Below are 24,355 nucleotides of genomic sequence, written 5' to 3'. Positions count from 1 at the left end.
TAAGAATTCTTTTTATTGCTTTTTATGATCTGCTGTTAAATCGGTTACTTCGCTTTTACTGTAAATAGTGAGTAGATAAAAACGTCTTTTGTCGTCCAAGTAATAATATATAACTCTTGAACCGCCACGCTTACCTTTTCCTTTGCTTGCAACTCGTATTTTACGTAAGCCGCCTGCTTCTTGAATCACATCGCCCTGTTTTGGATTAACCATTAGATCTGCTTGAAATAAACGATACTCGTCATCATTCGCGTACAGCTCTCAGTACTTTTCGAATATGCTTGATTAAACAAATTGGCTTTTCATACACAGAAGTGTACGCAGATAGCGTATAAATTCAATTGAAGATTTTAAACGAGTAGCGGCAGGTATTTTTTGCTTTAGCTTTACTCATATATAAACTTTGAGGGTGTAATATTATGGCGCAGTTGCTTTTGTATCGCTTTTCGTAATATATAACTTAGCATTATCAATAGAGCTTTGATTTATTAAGTAGCCAATAATCCCGCTATAAATATCAAGCATGGCGTGAAGAATAATAACGATTAGCAAAGAATCTGTAAGGATATAAATACCACTAAAAACTAATCCATAAATACCGGTTCGAATGGCATTTAACCAACCTTGGTAAATATGACAAAGTCCAAATAAAAAACTACTTAATATTAAGCTGGAAAATAAGCCAATATAATCACTAAAAACAGAAAGTAAAAAACCACGAAACAATAACTCTTCGCAAATCCCTGCGGACATAGACACGCCAAATGTAAACCAAGTTAATTCGCAACGAGATGCGGGCATCATCCAGCTATGAGTTTTCATTGTATTGCGTAGTTCTTCGTTATTTTGGGAATTACTTTTGGTTTTATAGACTCCCAACACCAAGTAAACGAATAAACACATTACCAAACAAGCGCCAACCCAATTGGCCATACTAGAGCGCCAATAAAGGCCAATATCACTGATTCTGACTACTTGCATCAATACTAAAGCAAGCAGCGTAACTGTTGGGAACCATAAATAAACCATCGTTTCTTGATACATGCGCAATTTAGTTTTATGTCCAGCAATGACCGCTCGCTTTGTTTTGTCAGATTCCCAGAAACTGTATATTGGCATTGCCATAATCATTAATAATACAATCCATTCACCTATATGTAATGTCATCATCTTTCCTGTCGAACTTATTTTGGTTGGTGAGGCAAGATTAATTGCTAGACTTAATTAAATAAATATATTAAAAACAGATAATAATTAAACAAAAAGTTTACTATGTTTCATCCAAGAGATTTAACGACCTTTTGTAAGGTTGCTGAAATAGGCAACATGTCTAGGGTTGCAGAGGCCGAAGCCAAAACAGTTATGGCTATTAGCAAACAAATTGCTCGTTTAGAAACTCAACTGAACCAAGCTTTATTTGTTCGATCTAGACGAAAACTAATTCTTACTGAATTTGGTAGTGCTTTTAAACACAAAGCAGCCCAGCTTCTTCAACAACATCAAGAGTTGGTATTGTGGAGCCACAATAGTGATAGCATGATTAATGGAGAGCTACGGGTTATTTGCCAAGCGAACGATATAATAAAAGAAACCCTAGTTCCTTGGATGGCAGAATTTACAGCACTTTATCCTGAACTCAATATAACAATGGACGTTAAAGAATCCCTTATTAATATTAATGAAAGCGAGTTTGATGTTTTTTGGGCTGTTAGCTCCTATCTGGGAGAGCGCTATCCAGGGTTAAAACGCAAGCCTTTGTGGCGTTCGAAATATGGCGTTTTTGCATCTCCTGAATACATACAGCGCCAAGGGGATCCGACAGATATTAAGGCATTGGAACATCATAACGTAGTAGGTTATTTGTATAATCAACCCAGTAATGTTTTAGTGTTGCAAAGTGAAAATGGTGAGCCTATTTATGTAACACCGCACTGCCAAGTTAAAACAGTAAGCGGTATCGTCGAACTGGCGGAAGCTGGTTTAGGGTTAATTAACGCCCCAGTAGACTCAAGTCAAATTCAAAAATCACTCAATGAAGGTCGCCTAGTCCCAATACTAAAAAAACATTGGTGGGAAGACGCTCAAGTGTACGCCTATTATCACCCATCAAATCCTATTCAGAGCAAAGTGCGCGCATTTTTAGACTTCTTTTGTGATAAACGCGATTATTGGTAACCTAAAAACAGGTTGAACAATTTACCAGTTGATTAAATAGAACAATTAAATAAATAACTTAGCTTTCAGGTGAGCCAGCCAAGTGGAACTAATATAACTCTACATTTAAGCTAAAGCCCTTTACTCATAAACAAGCTGTACGGATCTACCTCATAATCACCAAACGGTTCGCATTCTTTAAAACCAAATTGAGCGTAAAGCTTTTGTGCGGGTAAAAATGCCTTTGCAGTGCCTGTTTCTAAACTTAACTTTTTATAACCTCGCAAGGTCGCTTGCTCAATAATATGCGTGAGCAATTTAGCAGCGATGCCTTGGCGTAAATAGTTGCTTGATGTGCGCATTGATTTAATTTCGCCATGCGTTGTATTTAGTGCTTTTAAAGCGCCAACACCCGCTAAATTATTATCAATCCATAAGCTATAAAAAGTTATATCGGGCTGAGTGAGCTTACTCACATCAAGTGCATGTACGCTCTCAACAGGTGAGTGTTTTAACATATCGTTATGATGCGCTTGTAGTAGTTTTATAACGTGTGGGTTTGAAAGCTCACCTATTCTAATATCCATTTATACCTCGTTTAATCCTAGAATTTAATGCTTTAGGGCTTTAATTAAAACCCTAAAGTAAGTGGCTCTATTTAGGCTGCTAGTTTCCATACTACAAACGCAACAGCAAACCCAACTAAATACACTAGCCCTAACCACGTTAAACTACGTAATAGCACGCTGTGCTTTATAGCAGGCTCTGAGCGCACAAGGCTAAAGTTAAGCCATGCAAAAACAGGCGTTGTTACAAATGAAAGTGTCATTGCAAAGGTAAGCATGGGGCCAAGGGCTGATTTAAAAAATAAAATAACCGCCATACCGGCAAGTGCTTGTAGTATTAACCAAATATTTAAGCTGTGTTTTGATTGCCCAAAGCCAAGTAATTTATGGGATTCGTTAAGTGTGCGGGCATAGCCGTCAAGTACAGTAAGTGTAGTGCCAAACATACATAAAAAAGCGATTGCTGATACAAGCGGCCTTGCCCACTCGCCTATTGTGAGTGCGTACATATCTATAAGCTGCTTGGCAAACGCGACACCGCCAAGTTCTATACTACTGGTTTGCCCGTATTGCACTAATACACCTAAGCTAAAAAATACCAAGGCTAAGCCAGCTGTAAGCCAGTAACCTACGTTAAAATCGAACAAGCCTTGGCTTTTAGAAACTGTTTGCTGCGCTTGTTTTTCTTTTAGCCATAAAGAACTTAATGCAGATATTTCGATAGGGGCTGGCATCCAGCCCATTAAAGCCACCATAAAGCTAAGCATGGCAAGTTCATATGGTGAAGGCCCTACATAGTCAGCAGGCGCCATTGGGCCGTTACTAAACGCGATAACTAACGCAATAACGGTAGCCAGTGTTAATAATCCCATTATGCCTTTGGCCACACTGTCGAGCGCTTTAAAGTGCCCTAACAATAATATGGCTAAGCACACTCCTAATAATATCCAACATAGCAGTGTTACCTCTATCACTACAGGCAGCGCGTAATGCAGTAAGCTTGCGGTAAGTAGTAGTACGCCGGCGGTGTTAACGACGGCGGCTACAATGTTTAAACCGATAAAGCTGTAAAAATAAAACGGGCCTTGACTCTTATAGCCCTCCACTAGGCTATTTTTAGTCGCAAGTGTGTATTCCATACCAAAGCGAAAAAACGGGTACTTTAAAACATTAACAACAAGGATTAGCCAAAATAGTTGCCAACCAAATATTGCTCCAGCTTGCGTAGAGGCAACTAAGTGAGAACCGCCAATAGCGGCTGTTGCCATGAGTATTCCAGGTCCAAGCGCACCTAGTCGATACTTCCATACTGCTTTTGTTGTGTGCATTAATTTCTCAAAATATGTGTGTTGTACGCTGCTTTTATTAATTCTTTTGATTAATAAACTGCAAGAACGCATAACTTACCTAAATTACAGGCAATAAAAAAGAGCCATACGGCTCTTTTTTATAATACTTTGGAACTAAATTTTATTTAAGATCCATCTCTTGGATGATCTCGTGTGCGATTTCAGGTGTCGTGCTAACAGGCTTTTCGTGTAGGTTTGCTTTTATCTGCCCTTTTCGATGTTTTAGTGCCGCATCGAGTTTTTTAGCTGCACTTGCAATGGCAGGGTACATAACTTCGTTTTCCCCTTTTACCGATATGCGCGTGCCTTCGTAATTAGTGCTAATTTCAGCTTGGATTTTATGATGCTCTTTAGACAAAATAATATCGAGTGCAATAAGCGATGGAAAGTGGCTCTCGATTTTTGAAAATTTTTCGTTGATGTGCTCTCTAATAGAGTCAGTAACTTCAACATGGTGACCAGAAAGATTAATTTTCATAGGGTATCCTTTTATTTGTTACCTCATAAATAGTATTGGGGGCTATTTAGATTAACACAAGGAAAAAAGAGAGATATTTGAGGTTTATTTGCGGCTTTTGGTGATTTAAATCATGCGTTGTGCAAAGTTTATGCAAAGCCCATTGTACATGGGCTTTCAGACGTCTACTTAACTTAAACTAAGATTGGTTAATCTGTGTACGAACAACAGTAGTCAGCAAAATCAGATACTTTTACTTTAAAGCTTACATTTGCATCAACATTAAACGACTCACCCGCGTTAAATGTTTTCCACTCACTTGCACCTGGTAATAAAATATCCCATTGGCCAGCTAAAAGCTCCATGCATTCTTTTTGGTTTGTATCAAAAACAAACTCACCTGGTTGCATAAAGCCTAACGTTTTCGCTTCGCCATCACCTAAAATAACGGTACGGCTTGACACTTTTCCGTCAAAATATACATTGGCTTTTTTTACTACACTTACGTTATCGAACTTTGGCATTTTTAGCTCCTGCTAATTTTTATATTTAATTGCGGTCACATTGCCTGATACATAATGAGCTTGCAAGGAAGTGGAGCGAAAAACATTAAGCTTCTCACGTGAGCAAGCTCTACGTCTACAAATAACGCTCCTTAACTTTGGGAACAACTACTTGTAGGTGTGCATATTTCTGGCTTTTAAAAGTAACTCTTTTATTAAAGGCGGGCTTTGAAAAAGTTAAAAACCCTGCGAGTTATCTGTTATTAAATTATCGTGATCTGGAGGTAAATCACTGAGCTTTATTGATTCCATAATCCGCTGTTGTGATTCAAGCGCATGCTTAGCCCATTTTTTATGCTTGTCAGAGCGATCAACACGATGATTAAACTTTACTTCCAAAAAAGCATGTTCACTCAGTGGCAAGCAATAAAAATCATGGCGAGAGAGAGCATTATTCCTTTTTACTTGATAAAACACCCATTGGCAGTTATTAATCACAGCCTCTTTAGCGGCAGGCAATGGCGGCTTTCCATAAGATTCAATACGACCTAAAATTTCTTCTTCTAACTCATCAGGCTCAAAGGGGACGGCCATTTTACTAGATTCTAATGTGGTATCATTTTTAATTTCGGTATTTCTGCCGTCAGGCCCCCAATGGAAGTTATCGTATGATTCAATCACAAAACGCTTTAATTGCACGGTATCCAGTACATTGATTTCATTAGTTTGTTTAATCCTTAGTTGGCAACTAAGCATGCCATACTCACTACTTGGTAAATAGCTTACTGGTGGCAAGTACATCCAGTTTTTAGTAAGCATATGTACATATACGTGGTGGAAATAATCTTCCTTGTGCTGATTAAACCAACTTGTTGAATTATAGGGAAATGAGACATCAATTGTAGAAGGTACAGCAGCAACATTACTGCTAGGCATATCAAGGGTTAATAGCTTACCTTCTAAAATAAAGCGATAGTAGATGCAATTTTCAAAATTGGGCCCGCCAATAAAACCACGATAAAACGCCTTGGCTAAATTAAACACTTTTAGAATTATCAGCAATTAAATTATCGTGATCAGGAGGTAAATCACTGAGCTTTATTGATTCCATAATTCGCTGTTGTGATTCAAGTGAATGCTTAGCCCATTTTTTATGCTTATGGGAAAGATCAACACGGTGATTAAATTCAACCTCTAAAAATGCATGCTCACTTAATGGTAAGCAATAAAAATCTTGGCGAGAACGCTTATTACTTTTTTTTATTTGATAAAACACCCATTGGCGATCATTAATAATTACCTCTTTAGCCGCAGGCAGTGGCGGATAACCATAAGATTCAACGCGCCCTAAAATTTCCTTTTTAAGTGCCTCACCTTGCCATGGGTTTGCTCTTTTATTCGACTCTAGCTTGGTATCATTTTGAAGCTTAGTGTTATAACCATCTGACCCCCAATGATAATTATCATACTCATCAATCACAAAGCGTTTTAATTGCATAGTATCAAGAACATTGATTTTATTGGTTTGCTTAATTCTTAGTTGGCAACTAAGCATGCCATACTCACTGCTTGGTAAATAACTTACTGGTGGCAAATACATCCAATTTTCAGTGAGCATATGTACGTATTCATGGTGTAAATAGTTTTTCTTATGTTGATTAAACCAGCTTGTTGAATTATGCGGGAATGAGATATCGATGGTAGACGGTACAGCTGCGACGTTACTATCTGGCACATCGAGTGTTAATAGCTTGTCTTCTAGAATAAGACGATGGTGGATGTAATTTTCAAAATTAGGGCCTCCTTCAAAACCACGGTAAAAAGCTTTGGCTAATTTGATCATAATCGCGCATCCGTAGGTGGTAGAGTTTTAATAAACTTTCTTACTACATCGGCCTTATCGGTATAGCCTAGCATCTGCAGTTGGTCAGCATAGGTGACTAGGCCTAAAAATGGTAAAGTGTGTGGGCTTGCTGCAGCATCATCACCTGTAACTAAGCCTTTAAATTTCATCGAACGGACAAGACTGCTTGACGATAAGTCATTGCGGCCAGCTAGGTTAGGCACTAAATCATAAGGGTTATTACGCACTGAGACAACTTTTACACCTACGCTGTGGGCAATGCGTTTTAAACGTTCGACATTTGAGCCTGAACCATGCACAGCAAGTTGCTGGCCTGTAAGAGGCTTACCATAGTGAATACGATAATGCTCCAGTGCCGCGCAAAAAATTATCGCGCCTTGACTGTGTGCTAACCATTTCACCTGCTTCCCTTGCTGATTATTTTGTGACAGCACGGCCGCCAAATGCTGGGCGTTATGGGATTTTGTACCTAAGCGTTTATCAAATACGCACTCCACTAAGTCGAGCTTTGCTCGATCTGTGGGGTTATGAAATAACGTATAAGCTTTTATGCCGTCTCCCTCATAAGCTCTATCAAGGTGGGTGCCCATTAACCATGTAGCTTTGGTAAGCTCATTTTGCATACCATTGACTGCTGCATGCTGTGTATTGACTCGCGTAACCGGAATAGGATCAGGTTTCCATGCTCCTTGTATTTCTCTTATTTCTTCTTTGCTTATTGCTTTATCATAGGTGTGATTACTAAGCCTTTGAACTTCATAAAGCATCGTACGCTCTGCAGCAAAATTATCTTTAGCTCCCTGCAATTGCCTATCGAAAAGTATATCTTCCAAATTGATAAAATTATTTTTAAGTGAGTATTCAATTAAAAAATGATAATTACGAAATGGGTATTTTGTCCGCCATAAACGTCGCAGCGGGTTACGGCTATGCTTAATTGAGTTTGTAGCATTAGGGTTCGCGCATATTTGAATAATATCGGCGCATACCATTTTTAAATCATAGTCATTGAGCTGCGATAGCATAGCGAGAGCTTGGCAAGTAAATTTAACTTTATTAAATGGAAAATTAACGGGTAGCATCACACCAAAATCTCGACAGCTAAGCGCGTCAAGAGGGATTACAGAATGAGCATTGATAGTTTTATTGAGTTTAGACCAAGACATATTTCTTCCTTGTAAATGAGTCTGGGTTAAAATACTACGTTAAATTATTTGTTAGAGCAAAAGTTTTTAACGCAGTATTTTAATGTTAAATTGCACCTTTTTGGCTCCATTGTAGGTCGTCATTTATGGCGTCATATTTTTGATTTATCTTTAACGCGCTAAAGCACGACCTACAAACAAAAAAGCCCGCTCTGTTTAAAACAGAGCGGGCTTTTAATCTTTAAAGCAATCGATTAAAAAAGCTCGTTTGCTTTGCTTACAATGTTTGCCACTGTAAAACCAAAGTGCTCAAACAACTCATTAGCTGGTGCTGACTCACCAAAGGTAGTCATACCTACTACTGCGCCGTTTAGGCCTACGTACTTGTACCAGTAATCAGCAATACCCGCTTCTACTGCTACGCGGCGTGTAACAGATGCCGGTAATACGCTTTCTTTATACTCTGCGCTTTGATCTTCAAAGGCATCAGTACATGGCATAGATACAACACGTACCTTTTTACCTTGGCTGCGTAGCTCAGTTGCTGAATCTTGTGCTAGTTGCACTTCAGAACCCGTCGCAATGAAAATAATCTCTGGATTGCCGTCACAGCTAAGGATGTAACCACCCTTTTTAACATCGCTTAATTGCTGTGCGTCACGCGCTTGTTGCTCAAGACCTTGGCGAGTAAAGATTAACGATGTAGGACCGTCTTTACGCTCAATAGCTTGTTGCCATGCAATTGCCGACTCAACTTGGTCACATGGACGCCAGTTGTATAAGTTAGGCGTTAAACGCATGCTTGCAATTTGCTCTACTGGTTGGTGAGTTGGACCATCTTCACCTAAACCAATTGAATCGTGCGTGTATACAAAAATGCTTGGTTGCTTCATTAATGCAGCCATACGTACGGCATTTTTTGCATATTCAACAAACATTAAGAACGTAGCACCGTAAGGAATAAAGCCTTTATGAAGAGCAATACCATTCATAATTGCCGACATACCAAACTCACGTACACCGTAGTAAATGTAGTTACCGCTTGCATCGTCGTGTGTTAAACCTTTAGAGCCATCCCAAATTGTTAAGTTTGAGCCTGCTAAATCGGCTGAGCCACCCATAAATTCTGGTAACAACGGACCAAATGCGTTTAATGCATTTTGCGATGCTTTACGAGACGCTGGGTTTGCAGGGTTTGCTTGTAATTGCTCAATGTACGCTTGAGATTTTTCAGCCCAATCGCCAGGCAGTTCGTTATTAATACGACGCTTATATTCAGCTGCAAGCTCTGGGTATGCTTTTGCGTATGCTGCAAATTTTTCGTCCCAGCTTGATTCAAGCTGCTGACCTTTTTCTTTGCTATCCCACTTTGCGTAAATATCATCAGGAATTTCGAACGCATCGCCGGTCCAACCTAAAAATTCGCGAGATGCTTTAATTTCGTCATCACCTAGTGGAGCACCGTGACAATCGTGGCTACCAGATTTATTAGGTGAACCGTAACCAATAATTGTTTTACAACAAATTAATGATGGCTTATCGGTAACACTTTTAGCTTCTGCAATTGCAGCACTTACAGCATCACTGTCGTGGCCATCAACACCACTAATTACATGCCAACCGTATGCTTTAAAGCGAGCTGGCGTGTCATCTGTAAACCAACCTTCTACTTCACCATCGATTGAAATGCCGTTGTCATCCCAAAATGCAACAAGTTTACCCAGACCTAATGTGCCTGCAAGTGAACCTGCTTCATGAGAAATACCTTCCATAAGGCAGCCATCGCCCATAAATGCATAGGTAAAGTGATCAACAATATCGTGACCTTCACGGTTAAACTGTGCAGCTAGCGCTTTTTCAGCAATGGCCATACCTACGGCATTTGTGATCCCTTGACCTAATGGACCCGTAGTAGTTTCGATTCCTGGTGCATAGCCGTATTCAGGGTGACCTGGTGTTTTAGAATGCATTTGACGGAAGTTTTTAATTTCGTCCAATGGTAAGTCGTAACCACTTAGGTGCAATAGAGAATAGATAAGCATTGAACCGTGGCCGTTTGAAAGAATAAATCTGTCACGGTCAGCCCACTCTGGATTTGTTGGGTTATGTTTTAGATAATCGCGCCATAATACTTCTGCGATATCAGCCATGCCCATAGGGGCTCCAGGGTGACCAGATTTGGCCTTTTGTACTGCGTCCATTGACAAGACGCGAATTGCATTTGCAAGTTCTTTGCGAGATGGCATGAATTCTCCTACCTTTATATGTGTATTTGCACGGGTATTTATTATTCGTTTATGTATCCAAGTTTATTGAATACTGTTATACCGACCATTCTTACTTATTGTGGGGGCGGTGTGCAATTAAAAACCCCATAAAAGGGAGCATTATGAATATTTTTTAAGACCAGAACGACATTCGTAATTTTATTTAGACGTCTAGGCGTAAAAACACTATGCAAGGTGTTTTGTTTTCGATAAAATACGCCCCTTAATTTTTTAGCGCTAATACCGACGTTTGTGAAGCGCAATATTTGTGAGCAGAAATACAATGGCAAAACATTTATTTACTTCTGAATCAGTTTCTGAAGGTCATCCGGATAAAATCGCCGATCAAATCTCTGATGCGGTACTTGATGCTATCCTAGAGCAAGACTCTCATGCTCGCGTAGCGTGTGAAACGTACGTGAAAACCGGTATGGTTATGGTTGGTGGTGAAATCACGACTAGCGCATGGGTTGATATCGAAGAAATTACACGTAAAACAATTCGTGACATTGGCTACACAAATTCAGACATGGGCTTTGATGCCGATTCATGTGCAATTTTAAACACCATTGGTAAACAGTCTCCAGACATTAACCAAGGTGTTGACCGTACTAGCCCAGAAGAGCAAGGCGCTGGCGACCAAGGCTTAATGTTTGGTTACGCATGTAACGAAACAGAAGTACTAATGCCAGCTCCAATTACTTACTCACATCGTTTAGTACAGCGCCAAGCGCAAGTTCGTAAAAGCGGCGAGCTTAACTGGTTACGTCCAGATGCAAAATCTCAAGTTACTTTTGCATACGAAAACGGCAAGCCAGTAGGTATTGATGCTGTAGTGCTTTCTACTCAGCACAGCGAAGACATTTCGCAAAAAGATTTAGTAGAAGCGGTGATGGAAACAATCATCAAGCCGGTACTTCCTGCAGAACTTATTACAAGCGCGACTAAGTTTTTCATTAACCCAACAGGTCGCTTTGTAATTGGCGGACCAATGGGCGATTGTGGTTTAACAGGTCGTAAAATCATTGTAGATACATACGGTGGTATGGCTCGTCACGGTGGTGGTGCTTTCTCTGGTAAAGATCCATCAAAAGTTGACCGTAGTGCTGCATACGCTGCACGTTATGTTGCTAAAAACATTGTTGCTGCTGGCCTTGCTGACAAATGTGAGCTACAAGTTTCTTACGCAATTGGTGTTGCAGAGCCTACATCTATTAGCGTTGAAACGTTTGGTACAAGCAAGCTAGAAGAAAGCCGTTTAATCGAGCTTATTCGTGAACATTTTGACCTGCGCCCTTACGGCTTAATTCAAATGCTTGATTTAGAGCGCCCTATCTACCTTCCTACAGCGGCTTACGGCCACTTTGGTCGTGACGAATTCCCTTGGGAACGTACAGATAAAGCTGAAGCACTTCGCGCAGCTGCTGGCCTTTAATTGGTTAGGTAACTATCTAAATACAAAAAAAGCGCCAATTGGCGCTTTTTTTATGTATTATAAATAGCAGAATAAATTCAAACTTAATTAAAATAACGGTACATTAATAAAAATATTAAGGCAATTTACTCTTTGTTGCTCGGTTTTTACTTATTCTTACATGGATGTAAGCCAGTAGCGCAGCGCAGGAGCCGTTACCGAGCCCACTAGGTTACAAACCTCACGCCGCGATTAAACAGCCCCTAGATTGAACAAATTTTAATCCTGAAAGGCCAACAAGCCCTAATCCACAGACTTTATTTTGTGATCGCACAGAAAGTAGCTCATAAGTTAAAATAATTTAATTTTACATATGGATGCCTTTATAAAGGAGTTCGGTTTATACTCTTTTTATTAAAAAGCTTTAGGGGTACTTAAATGGCCGACAATTTTCGCGTTATATTTGCTGGACTTGCTGATGGAGTAGATAGTAACGCTGCATCTATCAACCTTGCAGATAAACTAAAAACCTCAGAAGAAAAAGTAGCTCTTTTTTTTAAAGGAAAGCCACTGTTTGCACCGAGCCATAAAGACAAAGCACTAAAACAAGCCAAACTATTAGCTAGTTTGGGCATTAAAAGTAAGTTGCAGGCAGTTTCAAATGCAGCTAATACCTCAACTGAGCAGCCTCAAAACAGTCAACGTGATGAACGTATTTTTGATGCCCTTGATTACATCACCAGTAGCTTAATTCGCCTTGAAGAAAAACTCGAAGAACTTGAACAACGCTTACCAGAAGAGCAATCAAAAAATCCTGAAATAGATGAGGATGACGATTGGCAAGACGACGATTTATTGCTTGATGAAGAGTTAGTAAGCACACCTAAAAAACGCAGTAATGTGCTTTTATATTCTTTAATAGCAACAGCCGTGACGTTACTTATTATATTGGCTGTATATTTGGCATTTCCTAGCTTATTTTCTTTATAATTGCATAGTGAAATCATCAAATGAATAATAACCGCGCACAGATAAGAAAATCTATCCGTGAAATACGTAATAACTTGTCAAAAAATCAACAAAATTTAGCGGCGCAATCGCTATATATGAATTTTATTCAACATTTAAAAAGTAAAAAAACGAATAAAACAGAGCATATAGCAATCTACTTAAGCAATGAGGGAGAACTAGATACCTCACTGTTAATTAAAGAGTTATGGAATCTAAATCACCGCATTTACCTCCCAATAATCCACCCCTTCAATGGGACTAATTTACTCTTTCAGCGCTATGAAAAAAACTCACCCATGAGGGCAAACCGCTATGGTATCTTTGAACCTAAGCTCAACTGCTCTCAAATATGCCCATTAGCAGCGCTTGATTACCTCCTTATGCCGTTAGTTGCATTTGATAAACAAGGTAATCGCCTAGGAATGGGAGGCGGGTTTTATGATAGAACACTGGCGCGTTTACACGAACAAAATTGGCAAAAACCACAACTTATTGGCTTAGCACATGAATGTCAAAAAGTAGACGTGTTACCCATTGAGTCGTGGGATGTACCACTTAAAACTATTATCACTCCAGATAAAACCTACTGCTGGTAACACGTTAACTTGTATACTAGCAGCATACTTTTGATATAGATGAGCACACATTAATGACACAAGATGAATTAAAAAAAGCAGCTGCCTGGGCTGCACTCGAGTTTGTAAAAGAAAACACTATTGTAGGTGTCGGTACAGGCTCAACAGTTAACCATTTTATTGATGCCCTTGGCTCAGTAAAAGACACTATTGTAGGCGCTGTATCAAGCTCTGAAGCCTCTACCGTTCGTTTAAAAGAATTAGGTATTGAAGTATTTGAGCTCAATAACATTGATGCTTTAGATGTATACGTTGACGGCGCTGATGAAATTAACGCTCAAAACGAAATGATTAAAGGTGGCGGTGCAGCCCTTACTCGCGAAAAAATAGTAGCGGCAGTTGCAAAACAGTTTGTGTGTATTGTAGATGACACCAAATTAGTAGAAACGTTAGGTGACTTTCCGCTTCCGGTAGAAGTTATCCCTATGGCGCGCAGCTACGTTGCACGAGAATTATTAAAACTTGGTGGTGACCCTGTTTACCGTCAAGGTGTAGTTACCGATAATGGTAACGTTATATTAGATGTATTTAACTTAAAAATTACCAATGCCAAACAACTTGAAACACAAATTAACTCAATTGTTGGCGTAGTTACCAACGGCCTATTTGCGATGCGTGGTGCTGATAAAGTGATTATCGGCACTAAAAATGGGCCTCAAATTAAATAGGATGAGGTTATGAGTAAGGTATCGTTAGCAAAAGACAAAATTAAAATTCTCTTGCTTGAAGGTGTTCACCAAAGCGCTGTTGAAACGCTAAAGCGTAACGGTTACAGCAACATCGATTACGTTAAAACATCCTTACCTGAGGACGAACTAAAAGAACGCATTAAAGATGTACACTTTGTAGGCCTTCGTTCTCGCACTCATATAAGCGAAGCGGTATTAGATGCCGCTGAAAAGCTCGTTGCAGTTGGTTGTTTTTGTATTGGCACAAACCAAGTTGACCTAGACAGCGCACGCGAACGTGGTATTGCTGTATTTAACGCACCGTTTTCTAACACTCGTTCTGTTGCTGAGCTTGTACTTGGCGAAATTCTGCTTTTACTACGTGGTATTCCAGAGCGTAATGCAGCAGCTCATCGTGGTGGCTGGTTAAAAACAGCAAATGGTTCGTTTGAAGCACGTGGTAAAACATTAGGTATTATTGGCTACGGTCACATTGGTACTCAGCTGGGTATTATGGCTGAAAACATCGGTATGAACGTGGAGTTTTACGATATCGAAGATAAGTTATCACTGGGTAATGCCAAGCAAGTTCATAACCTAACTCAGCTATTACAACGCTCTGATATTATTAGCTTACACGTACCAGAAACGCCGCAAACTAAAAACCTAATCGGCACAGCTGAACTTGCTGTTATGAAGCAGGGATCTATTTTGATCAACGCTTCTCGCGGAACTGTTGTTGATATTGATGCACTTGCAGAAGCGCTTACCGAGAAAAAGCTAAGTGGTGCAGCAATCGATGTGTTCCCTACTGAGCCTAAATCTAACGATGAAGAATTTGTATCGCCACTGCGTCAATTCGACAATGTTATTTTAACACCACACATTGGTGGCTCGACACAAGAAGCACAAGAAAATATTGGCATTGAAGTAGCAGGTAAACTGGCTAAATACTCAGATAACGGCTCAACGATTACTGCGGTTAACTTCCCCGAGGTATCGCTACCAGAGCTTGCTAATCGTAGCCGTTTATTACACGTGCACCACAATCGTCCTGGCGTACTAACACAAATTAACCAAGCGTTTGCACAGCACGGTATTAATATTGCCGCGCAATATCTGCAAACAGATTCAGCAATTGGTTATGTTGTTATTGATGTAGATACTGATCACTCTGAAGTTGCACTTAAAGAGCTAAGCGCTGTTGAGGGTACAATTAGAGCACGTATTCTTCATTAATAATGGGATTGGCTCTTTGAGCAATAACTACAGTTTTATAAAAACACCGCACTTAATTTAAGCGCGGTGTTTTTTTATAAGCTGTGTATTTCTCATAAGTTACATGTGCGCGATGTAAAATAGCACCTACAGCTTGGATATATAATTTTGTAGGTGAGGTTTTATACCTCGCTTTTTAAACATTAAAGCGATATTGCACAAGCGCGAAATAAATTCGCACCTACCGCTTGGGTATATATAATTTGTAGGTGAGGTTTTATACCTCGCTTTTACATATTAAAAACATGCGTTACATAAGCGCGAAATAAAATCACCTACAGGTTCGGTGTTTGTGCTGTTGTAGGTGAGGTTTTATACCTCGCTTTACATATCTAAATATATTAAATAACACCGTTTAAAATAAAAACCTAAAGGCACAAAAAAGCGCGAGTAAAACTCACGCTTAAATCATTTAAATTGAACTATCAACACCTTTTCGCTTCACTGACAGCTCAACGCGATTATTAATCACCTTTTACTTCTAAATTAATAAACTTAACGAGCTCTTCAGGTTGCCCTACTAGCATCATAATGTGTTGATTAACTTCCATCATGGTTTTACCTTCAGGTAATTTTGCAGATACGCTAAATGAATTCAAACCTTTAGCAAAGCTAGTTAAAGCCTCAGCTATGTCTTGCGTTACGGGAGCTTGTTGTAACTGCTGCTGTAGCATAAGTTCCATTTGCTCTAACGTCATACCTTGCTTTTCAAGCTCACTTGATAATAAATCTTTTAGCTTACCTTGATTATTTAAGGCAAAACTAACATTGCGCGGCTCCAGTTTGCTCATTGCTTGCATAACAAGTGTTTGCTGCTGTAACTCTTGCTCGTAAGTTAGAGGTTGATTACCGGCTTCTTGTTGCGCCTTACTAATAGCCAATGACGCATCCATTAATGCTTTTGAATTAGCTAAGCCCATATCCATATTAAAACTAACAATATCTTTTGCATCTAATTTAACAACCACATCACTGTTGCCCGACTGTTCGTCGTAATCAAGCGATGAGTGTAAGTCATAGCTTGCCGATGCTAACATTTCGTTCGTATCTGCTGGTAATTTTGCGGCAAAGTCTTTATCAAACTGGAAGCTTTTTACATCAAACGATGTATGAGGCGAAATATTATCCGGATCGTAACCCGTTATTTCAATACTTTGAATCTTAGCAACATTGTCACCCTCAGGGCTTATTACTTCCATATTTGTTATTTCTACGCTTTTTGAAATAACACTTGCTGATAAACCAGCATATTTAAATATAGCGCCCGTTTGCTCACTTACTAAAGCAAGTTGCTTATCTACTTCTGCACGTACTTCTTGTGTTGCTACATAATTTGCATAACTTACACCACCAACACCTGCTGCAACAATAGCGGCAACTATAACTAATTTTTTCATGTTATCTCCTTATTTAATTCTTAATATAAAATGGTCTTAACTCAAGAGTAACACTGATGAACATTACCGGTTAAGCGTTTTTGCTGGCTAGTTAATTAAACTAAGTAACTCATGCACTGTTTTTACTGGGGTGATTTTAGCACCCAACCCTTCCATGGATTTATGATAATTACGAAATGGAATAAATATTTCAGTAAAACCATGTTGTGCTGCTTCTTTAACGCGCGGTACACCACTATCAATTGGACGTACATCGCCGTTCAAGCTAAGTTCCCCCATAATACACGTGGTACGAGGTACAACAAATTCATTTAAACTACTAAGTAATGCGGTAACTAACGCCAAATCAATACAGGTTTCTGATTCATCAATTCTTAAACCACCTACTATATTGAAAAACGTATCGTGAAATATTTTAGTTTTAGTGTGCTTGCGCAATATACCGGTCAGCATTTTTATACGATTCATATTTAAACCAACGCAAACACGCTGCGGAAATTCCGCCTCAGTTTCGGTGGTTAAACATTGAATTTCGAGTAATAAATTACGATTTCCTTTACGAATACAAGTAATTGTAGACCCAGGTGAATCGGTGGTTGAACCCGATAAAAATATTTCGCTTGGGTTATCAACACTTAACATACCGCGTTCGCACATTTTAAAAATGCCCACAGTATCAATATCACCAAAGCGATTTTTATTGGCTCGCAAAGTACGAATTTGCCCATCGTTGGTGTCAATATGTAAAAGCGCATCCACTATATGCACCAAAGTCTGCGGGCCAGCTATTTCGTTATTCTTATTTACATGAGCAATAATGAACATGGTGACATCATTTTGCTTACAATATTGAGTCAATGCTTGTGCGGCACTCTTTACTTGCGAAGGCGAGCCTGGGCTACCATTAGCGGTATCGGTTACAACAGCTTGAATAGAGTCGATTACAGCAAACTTAATTTTATTCTTCTCAAGCTCATCAATAATTGTTTCAACGCTTGTTTCTGAAAGTAAATAAAGTTCATCAGGGTTGTAGTTTAACTTTAAACGGTTAACCCTGTTTTTAAACTGTGATAAAGACTCCTCTGCCGTACAGTAAAGTGATGGCATACGCTGTGACATCCTAGCCACTAAATCAGACAGCAATGTAGTTTTACCAGCGCCAGGGTCGCCAGAGATTATATTAACCGACCCAGTTGTGACACCACCGCTTAATACACGATCGAGTTCGCCGATTTCAGTTAGCTGTTTTTCAGCCTCTGTTGTAGTAATGTCATTAATTTTTTTAGAGCCGCCACCAATACCACCAGCATAACCGCCTACACTTGCTCGCACTGCCGCTTTTTTACTGTGCCCTGCTGAAGGTTTAAATTCTGCTAATGTGTTCCATGCACCGCAGCGGCATTGACCTTGCCAACGTTGGTAGTTCATGCCACATTCAGTACAAACAAACTCTACTTTTGCCGCTTTTGCCATTAATAACCTTACCTACTATTCTTTAATTTTTAAAATGCTTACTATTAAATGATTATCTTGCCATTCCACGCTTTTTCTCAGCAACGATTTTTACCTGTGAAAAACCTAGCATCACAATCATTAAATACAATTCTGTTTTTATTCCCTGTAATTTAGGGCATACTTTTTGCTTTGAAATAATTTAAAGTAACTTGCCAACAAAATGGCATTTAACACATAATAACAAGAGCTAAACTGTAGTTACTCAAATAACCGTACCTATATTAACAACATAGAATGGTTTAACGTTTATTTTTTCTAATAAATAGACTCAACAGTATACCTACTTTTTCAATTAGACGGTGATGGTTTTATAAATGGCTGATGACATAATGCTCAAACACGAAGAGCTCGTGAATGAGCTAAAACAATATTTAGGTAACACCAAGTTTGACATGATTTTCAAATCAAAAACGGCAGAGCTTACAAAGCCTGAACAATTTTTGATGAAAATGGAGATGTCACGCTTATCTCAGCCTGTTGCCCGATTTGTTGATTTACGCGGTTTAGTTACCGGACATGTAAAGCCCTATGAACACAATGGCAAACAGCATTTTATGGATGATACTGCCATTGAGGTTTTTGAAAAAGCTTTAGAACAACATGGTGAGTACACGTTAGCCGTTTACGAAGCAGTAATGAATACTGAGAATAATCATCGTGTGTTACAAAAAAAGGCTATAGAAAAGGCTGAATTACCAGAACTAAATGACTCGTTAGATACCGATGTCATTAAATTTGCCTCTTATGAGAGTCGCCGTGAAGAGCGGATGAACTACTCAATAAAAGTCACTATTGCCTACGATGACAAGAAAAACATTGCGGCAAGTACCTCTGACATTTCTCTTAGTGGCTGTAAAGTAAAGCTCGTTACCCGCCATATTTTAAAGAAAGGTCAACTCATCGCAATGCGTTTAGTCGGGCTTGAGCAAGACTTTGAGCTAGGCTTAAAAAACGGTATTCAATACGAAGTAGTGGCTGTGGAAAATATATCTCGTGAATACAACCACATTCGTTTAAAGCGTACTTATGTAGAAAATAATGAAGCATTTGATCGCTTTTTAAAGAGCTTTATTCATGGCAATAAACGCCGTTATAAAGTCAACCTTGATAACACTCTTGATGCTGTCGTTTCAAAAGGCTATGAGCAATATTACATTCCGCGAGTAACTTCTTTATATGTATTTTTAAGCAAAAAAGATGATCACTATTACCCAAGCTTGAGCTTAACAACAGAAAATAATATTTTTATTCAGCGCTATTTTACTGACGAAAGAGCAATCCCTTGCTTGTACAATGTACTCAATCACCAGCGTATAACCCAATTGCTAACGCAAACAACGGCCGTTAAAGAAGATTATCTATATACTTTTACGCATGTATCCTCAGGTAAAATTTACTATTATTCTGCAACACGTAGTGAACTTGAAAAAACGCCTGAGTTGAGCAGTTTATTTTTAAGTTTTGGCAGTCAAAAAGAAAGTTGGCAATGTTTTAAACTTCAAATCATGCCTACTCACCCAGACGATTCGTACATTCCACTTTCTTTACCCAATAGTGCTGGTGAAAACATTGAAAAGCTTAATAAGCCGCCTTCGCCTCGCGTTGAAGGGCTAGTAAAAGATGTAAAGTACATTGTTGTTTTAACAAGTATTGGTAATGCTGTAGAACAAGAGCAGTATAAAAAATTAAATTATGATAAAGCACTTGTTAATCAGCTTAAACATTTTGGTCATGCTAAACATCAAACACCACCTTATTTAGATATTGTTGCACTTGAATATGTAAATTTACGTTCGCATAAGCGCTATCTATATAAAACAGCAGCAAAAGTAACCTTAGGTGACATTACCTTTAGTGGCTACACGCGTGACTTTTCTGTAATGGGCTTACAACTTGAGTGCGAGCAACCCATCACCTTTAAAAAAGGTGACATTATTTTATTATCATTTCCTGACTTGCAAAAAATAACTAAAAAGCACCAACTTAGTGAATTAAAATATGAAGTAATGGCAATTGGTAAATCGTTTACTACCATTAACTTAAAAGCAAGTCGGGTATCTGACTTCCCTCATGCTGGCGTTACCTTTTTCACTCAGTTAATTGAAAACAACAAAGACAAACTTAAAGTATCTGAAGAAGCACCTAAAGTAGAAGGCTTATCTACCGCGCTTAGAAACATGGTTACAAAAAGCGTATGTCAATTTCCATTATACTTACATAAAGAAGCTGCTCATTTTAAAACGGGAGCCATTGGTTTTGGTTTATACGCTAGCCCGTTACATGTGATTTTACAAAACTTTGGGCTGCTGAGTAATAAAACAGACTTATCTAGTATATTGACAGATGAGCAAATAATTAATGTAATTTCGCCGCATATTAAAGATAGAAGCCGCCAAGATCCTCCTCTGGCATTTACAATCGCTATTAATTTTGATCCCCGCAAAGGAGATATCAAAGAGGCTATTACAAGCCAATGTGTTCTAGGTGAAGACTACAGCGGCTTTGAGAAACAAATTAGCCAAGGTATTAAATCGGATCTAATTTTTGTGATGCGTTTATATTTATCACGTACGGGACGTCCTGATACCGATTACTTATCTAACGAATTAAAATATGTAAGCCAATACGCTATGCATAAAGCAAAAGATTTGGAAAAAGCATTATGGTCTGTAGCAGGCGTAGGTGACGTAGTAGATATTACTGAAGAAGCGCTTAGCCACCTAGACCTCAATCAACAACAAATTGAGCAAATGGGACGTCGTAAACTTATTTGGTTAAACCGCTTACGTTAACCGGTTTAACCTAATCTATTTAAAAAGTAGGCTCTTCTCCCAACGGAATAGCCAACATATATAAAAGCTGTAGTAATGATCCTTGGCAAATAGCAGCTTGTGCCTGCTCAACTACCTTAGGTTTACCATGTACGGCAACACCTAGACCCGCTTTAGCCATCATGACTAAATCATTTGCACCATCACCGATAGCAACCGTTTGTATTTTTTCAAGTCCTAGCTTTTGCTGAAGCATCTCTAAAACAACCGCTTTTTGCTGTGCATCTACAATTGTACCCAGTACTTTACCCGTTAGTTTATCGCCTTCAAATTCAAGTACATTAGCGTGAACTTCATCTAAATGAATAAGCGCTTGTACACGTTCTGCAAACGGTACAAAACCACCAGATGCGATAGCTAAGTACCAGTTATGTTGTTTTAAAATTTGGCAAAGTACTTTAATACCTGGCATGAGTGGTAATGTATTTTTAAGCTCCTCAATTAAGCTTTTTTCAATACCAGCCAGTTTAGCGACACGTTGATTTAAGCTTTCGCTAAAGTCGAGTTTACCTGCCATCGCGAGTGCTGTAACCGACGCTACTTCGTCATACACATTAGCCAAACGCGCTATTTCATCAATACATTCAATGGTAATCGCCGTTGAGTCCATATCCATAACCAACAAACCAGGCTCATAAAGGTTAGGAGGTGTGGCTACTTGCACTAACTGGAAATCAAGCGTACTTGAAAACGTTTGAAGCTCTAACGGGTTTATAGCTTGCTCTGCATTTTGCGTATAAAAGCACAGTGCGGGGGCTAGCCCTAAATCAGGTTGGTACTGACATATAGCTGTAACTATTTGGTTATGCTTAGCTAAAAAATCAATAATGCTAGTCACATGGCTTGTGTTAAAGTCACCTGCAAATGCGATACTAAATAATCCCAGCTGTTTATTTGGAACATTATTAAGCGGTAAGAAAGTACAATCCTGATAACTAAACCATTGATTTAAAGTTAACATTGATAATGATTGCTCAGTATTGAGCTGTGCCATGCTCGTTTGCGCCATGAGATCTCCGTATTTATTTTTATTTTCCTGATATAAACTAATTGATGTAGGTATTATTAGCGCTAAATTCGCCATCAGGTGAGGTTTAAGGTTATAGTGCTAGTTGTAACATCAAATCAAAATCCTGTCAGCAGCATATACGGTGACTATGAAAAATAACCATCTTAAAAATCCTATATCGGCTTCTCAAAGAAAGCGGCTTGTGCGCCTGTTACTTGCGGCTGCCTGTTTTGTGTTGCTAAGTTGGGTTGCTGTCAGTAGCAGTTTCCAAAGCCACCAACTGCTTTATGATAGTGCCGATAGCACTGCAAAAAGTTTAACTAAGTTTATGGCTTTGAATGTAAAAACACCTTTAATCGAAAAAAACAAACCACAGCTAAATACAGTTTGTAACGATATAAGCAAAGATGAATTTGTACTTTCGGCAACTATTTACGATCAACAAGGTATTTTAATAGCCAGTAGCGATAACTGGCAATCGCATCATATTTTTGGCCAACTTCCTGATTCAACACCAGGTATTAGCAAATTAAAAACCCCCTTTGTAGAGCCTGTGATAAGTGATGATGATCGTCCACTTGGGTTTGTGTCAGTTACGTATTTAACACGAGCAGCAATTGCCGACAGTCATAATCATTTTCATGATTTAGGTCGCCAAGTACTTTTAATGCTAGTGATTGCCTGCATTTTCACGTGGCAATTAGGGCGAGGCTTAAAACGTTGGCAGGTTAATCGCTACATGCAAAAAACATCTGAGCAAGAATCATAAAGCAGCTTAGCAAGCGTCTCTCTCTTACTGTGTGGCTTTAAATCACACAATGCATTAAATACATCGGGTATATGCAATGGCGTGTTAACTTCACCTTGATAGCCGCTTAAGGGCATTGAGGGAGAATCTGTTTCTAGCACTAAATTCTCTGGCTCGATAGCAGCAATAACAGCGCGTGTTTTAACTGCGCGCTCATAGGTAATAACACCGCCTACTCCTAGCTTAAAGCCCTGTTTGATATAGTACTGCGCTTGTTGGATTGAACCTGAAAATGCATGAATCACTCCCCCATTTTTTGGCTTACAACGTTTAAACGATTGCGCAATTAAGTCATGGCTTTGCCTATGATGCACAATGAGCGGCAAGTTAAGCTCGTTTGATAGCTCTATTTGCTGTTCAAATAAATAAGTTTGTTTGCAGAGGTTTTCAATACTTCTATCAAGCCCACACTCACCAATGGCCACCAGCTGATGCGTATTTGTAGTTGCAAACTCAAATAACGCTTCAATGTGCGATTCTTTATGTTGCTCTAAAAAATAAGGGTGTAGCCCTGCCGCTATTTTTATACTTGGATAGGTTGCTTTGAGCTCTATGAGGGCATGCGATTGAGCAAGGGTAATGCCTGGCACAATAAACTGATTAACTCCCTTTGCTACACACTCTCTTATGAGAGATTCACGATTTGAATCAAACTCACTAAAATCGAGATGGCAATGAGAGTCAATAAATTGCACAGTTACTTACTCATCTATTTATTAAGGATTTAAGCGCGTAATTTGCCAGCTATTATCTGCTTGGCGCTGATATATAAAGCGGTCATGTAAACGATGCGCTCCACCTTGCCAAAACTCAATTTTAGTGGGCACTACACAATATCCGCCCCAAAAATCGGGAAGTGGAATTTCACCTTTAGCAAACTTGTTTTTCATATTGGCAAAGGTTTCCATTAGTACTTTACGTGATGACACCGGACGACTTTGCGCTGATGCCCAGGCGGCTAATTGGCTTTCTTTAGGACGAGATAAAAAGTACTTTGCCACAGCAGAAGTTGGTAATGGTTTAGCCTCGCCATAAACAATAACTTGGCGTTCCATGTGATGCCACGGAAAATGCAAGGAAATTTTGTTATTACCTTTAAGCTCTTGCGCTTTACGCGAACCTGTATTGGTAAAAAATACAAAACCGTTATCATCCAGATGCTTTAAAAGCACTATGCGCTGTGAAGGTTGACCGGTTTCATCAACAGTTGCTACAACCATCGCAGTTGGGTCGGGTAGTTTGCTTGCTACCGCATGCTCAAGCCATGTTTCAAACTGCTTGAATGGGTCATCTTGCAAGTTATCTTCGCTTAACGCGTCTTGCAGGTATTCACGGCGGATATCTTCGAGTTTCATAACAAATCCTTTAAATAAAGCCTTAGAAAAGAGCTTAGAGTAGCGAGCTTAAAACATTAGATGTTGAGCAGTAACAAATATTAAGATTCAGGTGTATCGTTGGGTTTCGTTTCACTCAACCCAACCTAC

23 protein-coding genes are annotated in these 24,355 nt (G+C 39.1%); 8 read left to right on the top strand and 15 right to left on the bottom strand.

Features of this window, described 5'->3' with window-relative positions; all coding sequences use genetic code 11:
* Window positions 1-12: 12 nt before the first annotated feature.
* Window positions 13-213, bottom strand: a complete 201-nt coding sequence (locus DC53_RS0120435; RefSeq protein ID WP_204247264.1) for a type II toxin-antitoxin system RelE/ParE family toxin — start codon at window positions 211-213, stop codon at window positions 13-15.
* A 204-nt stretch (window positions 214-417) separates the two neighbouring features.
* The gene (locus DC53_RS13790; RefSeq protein ID WP_081824548.1) at window positions 418-1,170 is read right to left on the bottom strand and encodes a CPBP family intramembrane glutamic endopeptidase; all 753 of its coding nucleotides are present in this window, start codon (window positions 1,168-1,170) and stop codon (window positions 418-420) included.
* Between the two features lie 102 nt (window positions 1,171-1,272).
* On the opposite strand from DC53_RS13790, the gene DC53_RS13795 reads away from it, so the two are divergent.
* Entirely contained in the window at window positions 1,273-2,175 is a 903-nt protein-coding gene (locus tag DC53_RS13795; protein WP_033028939.1) for a LysR family transcriptional regulator, read from the top strand.
* Between the two features lie 110 nt (window positions 2,176-2,285).
* On the opposite strand, the gene DC53_RS13800 is transcribed toward DC53_RS13795, so the two are convergent.
* The 8 genes from DC53_RS13800 to tkt all read right to left on the bottom strand — a co-directional run bounded on the left by DC53_RS13800 (window position 2,286) and on the right by tkt (window position 10,284).
* Window positions 2,286-2,741 (bottom strand): GNAT family N-acetyltransferase, encoded by a 456-nt coding sequence (locus tag DC53_RS13800; protein WP_033028938.1) that lies wholly within the window; start codon window positions 2,739-2,741, stop codon window positions 2,286-2,288.
* Window positions 2,742-2,812: 71 nt separating this feature from the next.
* Window positions 2,813-3,988, bottom strand: coding sequence for an NRAMP family divalent metal transporter (locus tag DC53_RS13805; RefSeq protein ID WP_108912444.1), 1,176 nt, complete (start codon window positions 3,986-3,988; stop codon window positions 2,813-2,815).
* Between the two features lie 202 nt (window positions 3,989-4,190).
* Window positions 4,191-4,547, bottom strand: a complete 357-nt coding sequence (gene hpf / locus DC53_RS13810; protein ID WP_007376058.1) for a ribosome hibernation-promoting factor, HPF/YfiA family — start codon at window positions 4,545-4,547, stop codon at window positions 4,191-4,193.
* A 188-nt stretch (window positions 4,548-4,735) separates the two neighbouring features.
* Window positions 4,736-5,050 carry a pyrimidine/purine nucleoside phosphorylase gene (gene ppnP / locus DC53_RS13815; RefSeq protein ID WP_002958974.1) on the bottom strand — a complete coding sequence of 105 codons (315 nt, stop codon included), beginning with the start codon at window positions 5,048-5,050 and terminating at the stop codon, window positions 4,736-4,738.
* Window positions 5,051-5,266: 216 nt separating this feature from the next.
* Window positions 5,267-6,091 (bottom strand): hypothetical protein, encoded by an 825-nt coding sequence (locus DC53_RS13820; RefSeq protein ID WP_045984439.1) that lies wholly within the window; start codon window positions 6,089-6,091, stop codon window positions 5,267-5,269.
* Window positions 6,066-6,872 carry a hypothetical protein gene (locus DC53_RS13825; RefSeq protein WP_033028936.1) on the bottom strand — a complete coding sequence of 269 codons (807 nt, stop codon included), beginning with the start codon at window positions 6,870-6,872 and terminating at the stop codon, window positions 6,066-6,068. Before DC53_RS13825 ends, DC53_RS13820 begins: the two co-directional genes overlap by 26 nt.
* Complete coding sequence (locus DC53_RS13830) at window positions 6,869-8,059, bottom strand: hypothetical protein (RefSeq protein ID WP_033028935.1); 1,191 nt, start codon at window positions 8,057-8,059, stop codon at window positions 6,869-6,871. The genes DC53_RS13825 and DC53_RS13830 overlap by 4 nt, the downstream gene beginning before the upstream one ends.
* A 233-nt stretch (window positions 8,060-8,292) precedes the next feature.
* The gene (gene tkt / locus DC53_RS13835; RefSeq protein ID WP_033028934.1) at window positions 8,293-10,284 is read right to left on the bottom strand and encodes a transketolase; all 1,992 of its coding nucleotides are present in this window, start codon (window positions 10,282-10,284) and stop codon (window positions 8,293-8,295) included.
* A gap of 304 nt (window positions 10,285-10,588) precedes the next feature.
* Between tkt and metK the strand changes: the two genes are divergently transcribed.
* From metK to serA, 5 genes are all read left to right on the top strand, one after another.
* Window positions 10,589-11,740, top strand: coding sequence for a methionine adenosyltransferase (gene metK / locus DC53_RS13840; protein ID WP_007377800.1), 1,152 nt, complete (start codon window positions 10,589-10,591; stop codon window positions 11,738-11,740).
* Window positions 11,741-12,157: 417 nt separating this feature from the next.
* Window positions 12,158-12,709, top strand: coding sequence for a hypothetical protein (locus DC53_RS13845; RefSeq protein ID WP_033028933.1), 552 nt, complete (start codon window positions 12,158-12,160; stop codon window positions 12,707-12,709).
* A gap of 20 nt (window positions 12,710-12,729) precedes the next feature.
* The gene (locus tag DC53_RS13850) at window positions 12,730-13,326 is read left to right on the top strand and encodes a 5-formyltetrahydrofolate cyclo-ligase (protein ID WP_033028932.1); all 597 of its coding nucleotides are present in this window, start codon (window positions 12,730-12,732) and stop codon (window positions 13,324-13,326) included.
* Window positions 13,327-13,379: 53 nt separating this feature from the next.
* Window positions 13,380-14,033, top strand: a complete 654-nt coding sequence (rpiA, locus tag DC53_RS13855) for a ribose-5-phosphate isomerase RpiA (protein ID WP_033028931.1) — start codon at window positions 13,380-13,382, stop codon at window positions 14,031-14,033.
* Window positions 14,034-14,042: 9 nt separating this feature from the next.
* The gene (gene serA / locus DC53_RS13860; protein ID WP_007377804.1) at window positions 14,043-15,272 is read left to right on the top strand and encodes a phosphoglycerate dehydrogenase; all 1,230 of its coding nucleotides are present in this window, start codon (window positions 14,043-14,045) and stop codon (window positions 15,270-15,272) included.
* A 503-nt stretch (window positions 15,273-15,775) separates the two neighbouring features.
* Here the strand turns inward: serA and DC53_RS13865 are convergent.
* Window positions 15,776-16,708 carry an aq_1923 C-terminal domain gene (locus DC53_RS13865; RefSeq protein ID WP_007377805.1) on the bottom strand — a complete coding sequence of 311 codons (933 nt, stop codon included), beginning with the start codon at window positions 16,706-16,708 and terminating at the stop codon, window positions 15,776-15,778.
* A gap of 87 nt (window positions 16,709-16,795) precedes the next feature.
* Window positions 16,796-18,181 carry a DNA repair protein RadA gene (gene radA / locus DC53_RS13870; protein WP_008137434.1) on the bottom strand — a complete coding sequence of 462 codons (1,386 nt, stop codon included), beginning with the start codon at window positions 18,179-18,181 and terminating at the stop codon, window positions 16,796-16,798.
* A 356-nt stretch (window positions 18,182-18,537) separates the two neighbouring features.
* Between radA and DC53_RS13875 the strand changes: the two genes are divergently transcribed.
* Window positions 18,538-21,015 carry a PilZ domain-containing protein gene (locus DC53_RS13875; RefSeq protein ID WP_033028930.1) on the top strand — a complete coding sequence of 826 codons (2,478 nt, stop codon included), beginning with the start codon at window positions 18,538-18,540 and terminating at the stop codon, window positions 21,013-21,015.
* A 19-nt stretch (window positions 21,016-21,034) separates the two neighbouring features.
* Here the strand turns inward: DC53_RS13875 and serB are convergent, their stop codons facing one another.
* The gene (gene serB, locus DC53_RS13880; RefSeq protein ID WP_033028929.1) at window positions 21,035-22,063 is read right to left on the bottom strand and encodes a phosphoserine phosphatase SerB; all 1,029 of its coding nucleotides are present in this window, start codon (window positions 22,061-22,063) and stop codon (window positions 21,035-21,037) included.
* Window positions 22,064-22,211: 148 nt separating this feature from the next.
* On the opposite strand from serB, the gene DC53_RS13885 reads away from it, so the two are divergent.
* Window positions 22,212-22,832 carry an AhpA/YtjB family protein gene (locus tag DC53_RS13885; RefSeq protein ID WP_033028928.1) on the top strand — a complete coding sequence of 207 codons (621 nt, stop codon included), beginning with the start codon at window positions 22,212-22,214 and terminating at the stop codon, window positions 22,830-22,832.
* On the opposite strand, the gene DC53_RS13890 is transcribed toward DC53_RS13885, so the two are convergent.
* Together DC53_RS13890 and pdxH are read right to left on the bottom strand one after the other, a co-directional pair.
* Window positions 22,799-23,566, bottom strand: coding sequence for a TatD family hydrolase (locus DC53_RS13890; protein WP_033028927.1), 768 nt, complete (start codon window positions 23,564-23,566; stop codon window positions 22,799-22,801). The genes DC53_RS13885 and DC53_RS13890 overlap by 34 nt on opposite strands.
* A gap of 21 nt (window positions 23,567-23,587) precedes the next feature.
* A complete protein-coding gene (pdxH, locus tag DC53_RS13895) occupies window positions 23,588-24,226 on the bottom strand; it encodes a pyridoxamine 5'-phosphate oxidase (protein WP_033028926.1) in 639 nt (212 codons plus the stop codon).
* Between the last annotated feature and the right edge of the window lie 129 nt (window positions 24,227-24,355).

The organism is Pseudoalteromonas fuliginea (assembly GCF_000690055.1).
In the GTDB taxonomy this organism is placed as follows: Bacteria; Pseudomonadota; Gammaproteobacteria; order Enterobacterales; family Alteromonadaceae; genus Pseudoalteromonas; species Pseudoalteromonas fuliginea.
Note: the sequence above shows the minus strand (reverse complement) of the source record. Positions and strands in the feature narration are given on the sequence as shown.

Coding starts and splice junctions, on each gene's coding strand:
- DC53_RS0120435 (WP_204247264.1), bottom strand. CDS start 213: ATGGTTAATCCAAAACAGGGCGATGTGATTCAAGAAGCAGGCGGCTTA.
- DC53_RS13790 (WP_081824548.1), bottom strand. CDS start 1,170: ATGATGACATTACATATAGGTGAATGGATTGTATTATTAATGATTATG.
- DC53_RS13795 (WP_033028939.1), top strand. CDS start 1,273: ATGTTTCATCCAAGAGATTTAACGACCTTTTGTAAGGTTGCTGAAATA.
- DC53_RS13800 (WP_033028938.1), bottom strand. CDS start 2,741: ATGGATATTAGAATAGGTGAGCTTTCAAACCCACACGTTATAAAACTA.
- DC53_RS13805 (WP_108912444.1), bottom strand. CDS start 3,988: ATGGCAACAGCCGCTATTGGCGGTTCTCACTTAGTTGCCTCTACGCAA.
- hpf (WP_007376058.1), bottom strand. CDS start 4,547: ATGAAAATTAATCTTTCTGGTCACCATGTTGAAGTTACTGACTCTATT.
- ppnP (WP_002958974.1), bottom strand. CDS start 5,050: ATGCCAAAGTTCGATAACGTAAGTGTAGTAAAAAAAGCCAATGTATAT.
- DC53_RS13825 (WP_033028936.1), bottom strand. CDS start 6,872: ATGATCAAATTAGCCAAAGCTTTTTACCGTGGTTTTGAAGGAGGCCCT.
- DC53_RS13830 (WP_033028935.1), bottom strand. CDS start 8,059: ATGTCTTGGTCTAAACTCAATAAAACTATCAATGCTCATTCTGTAATC.
- tkt (WP_033028934.1), bottom strand. CDS start 10,284: ATGCCATCTCGCAAAGAACTTGCAAATGCAATTCGCGTCTTGTCAATG.
- metK (WP_007377800.1), top strand. CDS start 10,589: ATGGCAAAACATTTATTTACTTCTGAATCAGTTTCTGAAGGTCATCCG.
- DC53_RS13845 (WP_033028933.1), top strand. CDS start 12,158: ATGGCCGACAATTTTCGCGTTATATTTGCTGGACTTGCTGATGGAGTA.
- DC53_RS13850 (WP_033028932.1), top strand. CDS start 12,730: ATGAATAATAACCGCGCACAGATAAGAAAATCTATCCGTGAAATACGT.
- rpiA (WP_033028931.1), top strand. CDS start 13,380: ATGACACAAGATGAATTAAAAAAAGCAGCTGCCTGGGCTGCACTCGAG.
- serA (WP_007377804.1), top strand. CDS start 14,043: ATGAGTAAGGTATCGTTAGCAAAAGACAAAATTAAAATTCTCTTGCTT.
- DC53_RS13865 (WP_007377805.1), bottom strand. CDS start 16,708: ATGAAAAAATTAGTTATAGTTGCCGCTATTGTTGCAGCAGGTGTTGGT.
- radA (WP_008137434.1), bottom strand. CDS start 18,181: ATGGCAAAAGCGGCAAAAGTAGAGTTTGTTTGTACTGAATGTGGCATG.
- DC53_RS13875 (WP_033028930.1), top strand. CDS start 18,538: ATGGCTGATGACATAATGCTCAAACACGAAGAGCTCGTGAATGAGCTA.
- serB (WP_033028929.1), bottom strand. CDS start 22,063: ATGGCGCAAACGAGCATGGCACAGCTCAATACTGAGCAATCATTATCA.
- DC53_RS13885 (WP_033028928.1), top strand. CDS start 22,212: ATGAAAAATAACCATCTTAAAAATCCTATATCGGCTTCTCAAAGAAAG.
- pdxH (WP_033028926.1), bottom strand. CDS start 24,226: ATGAAACTCGAAGATATCCGCCGTGAATACCTGCAAGACGCGTTAAGC.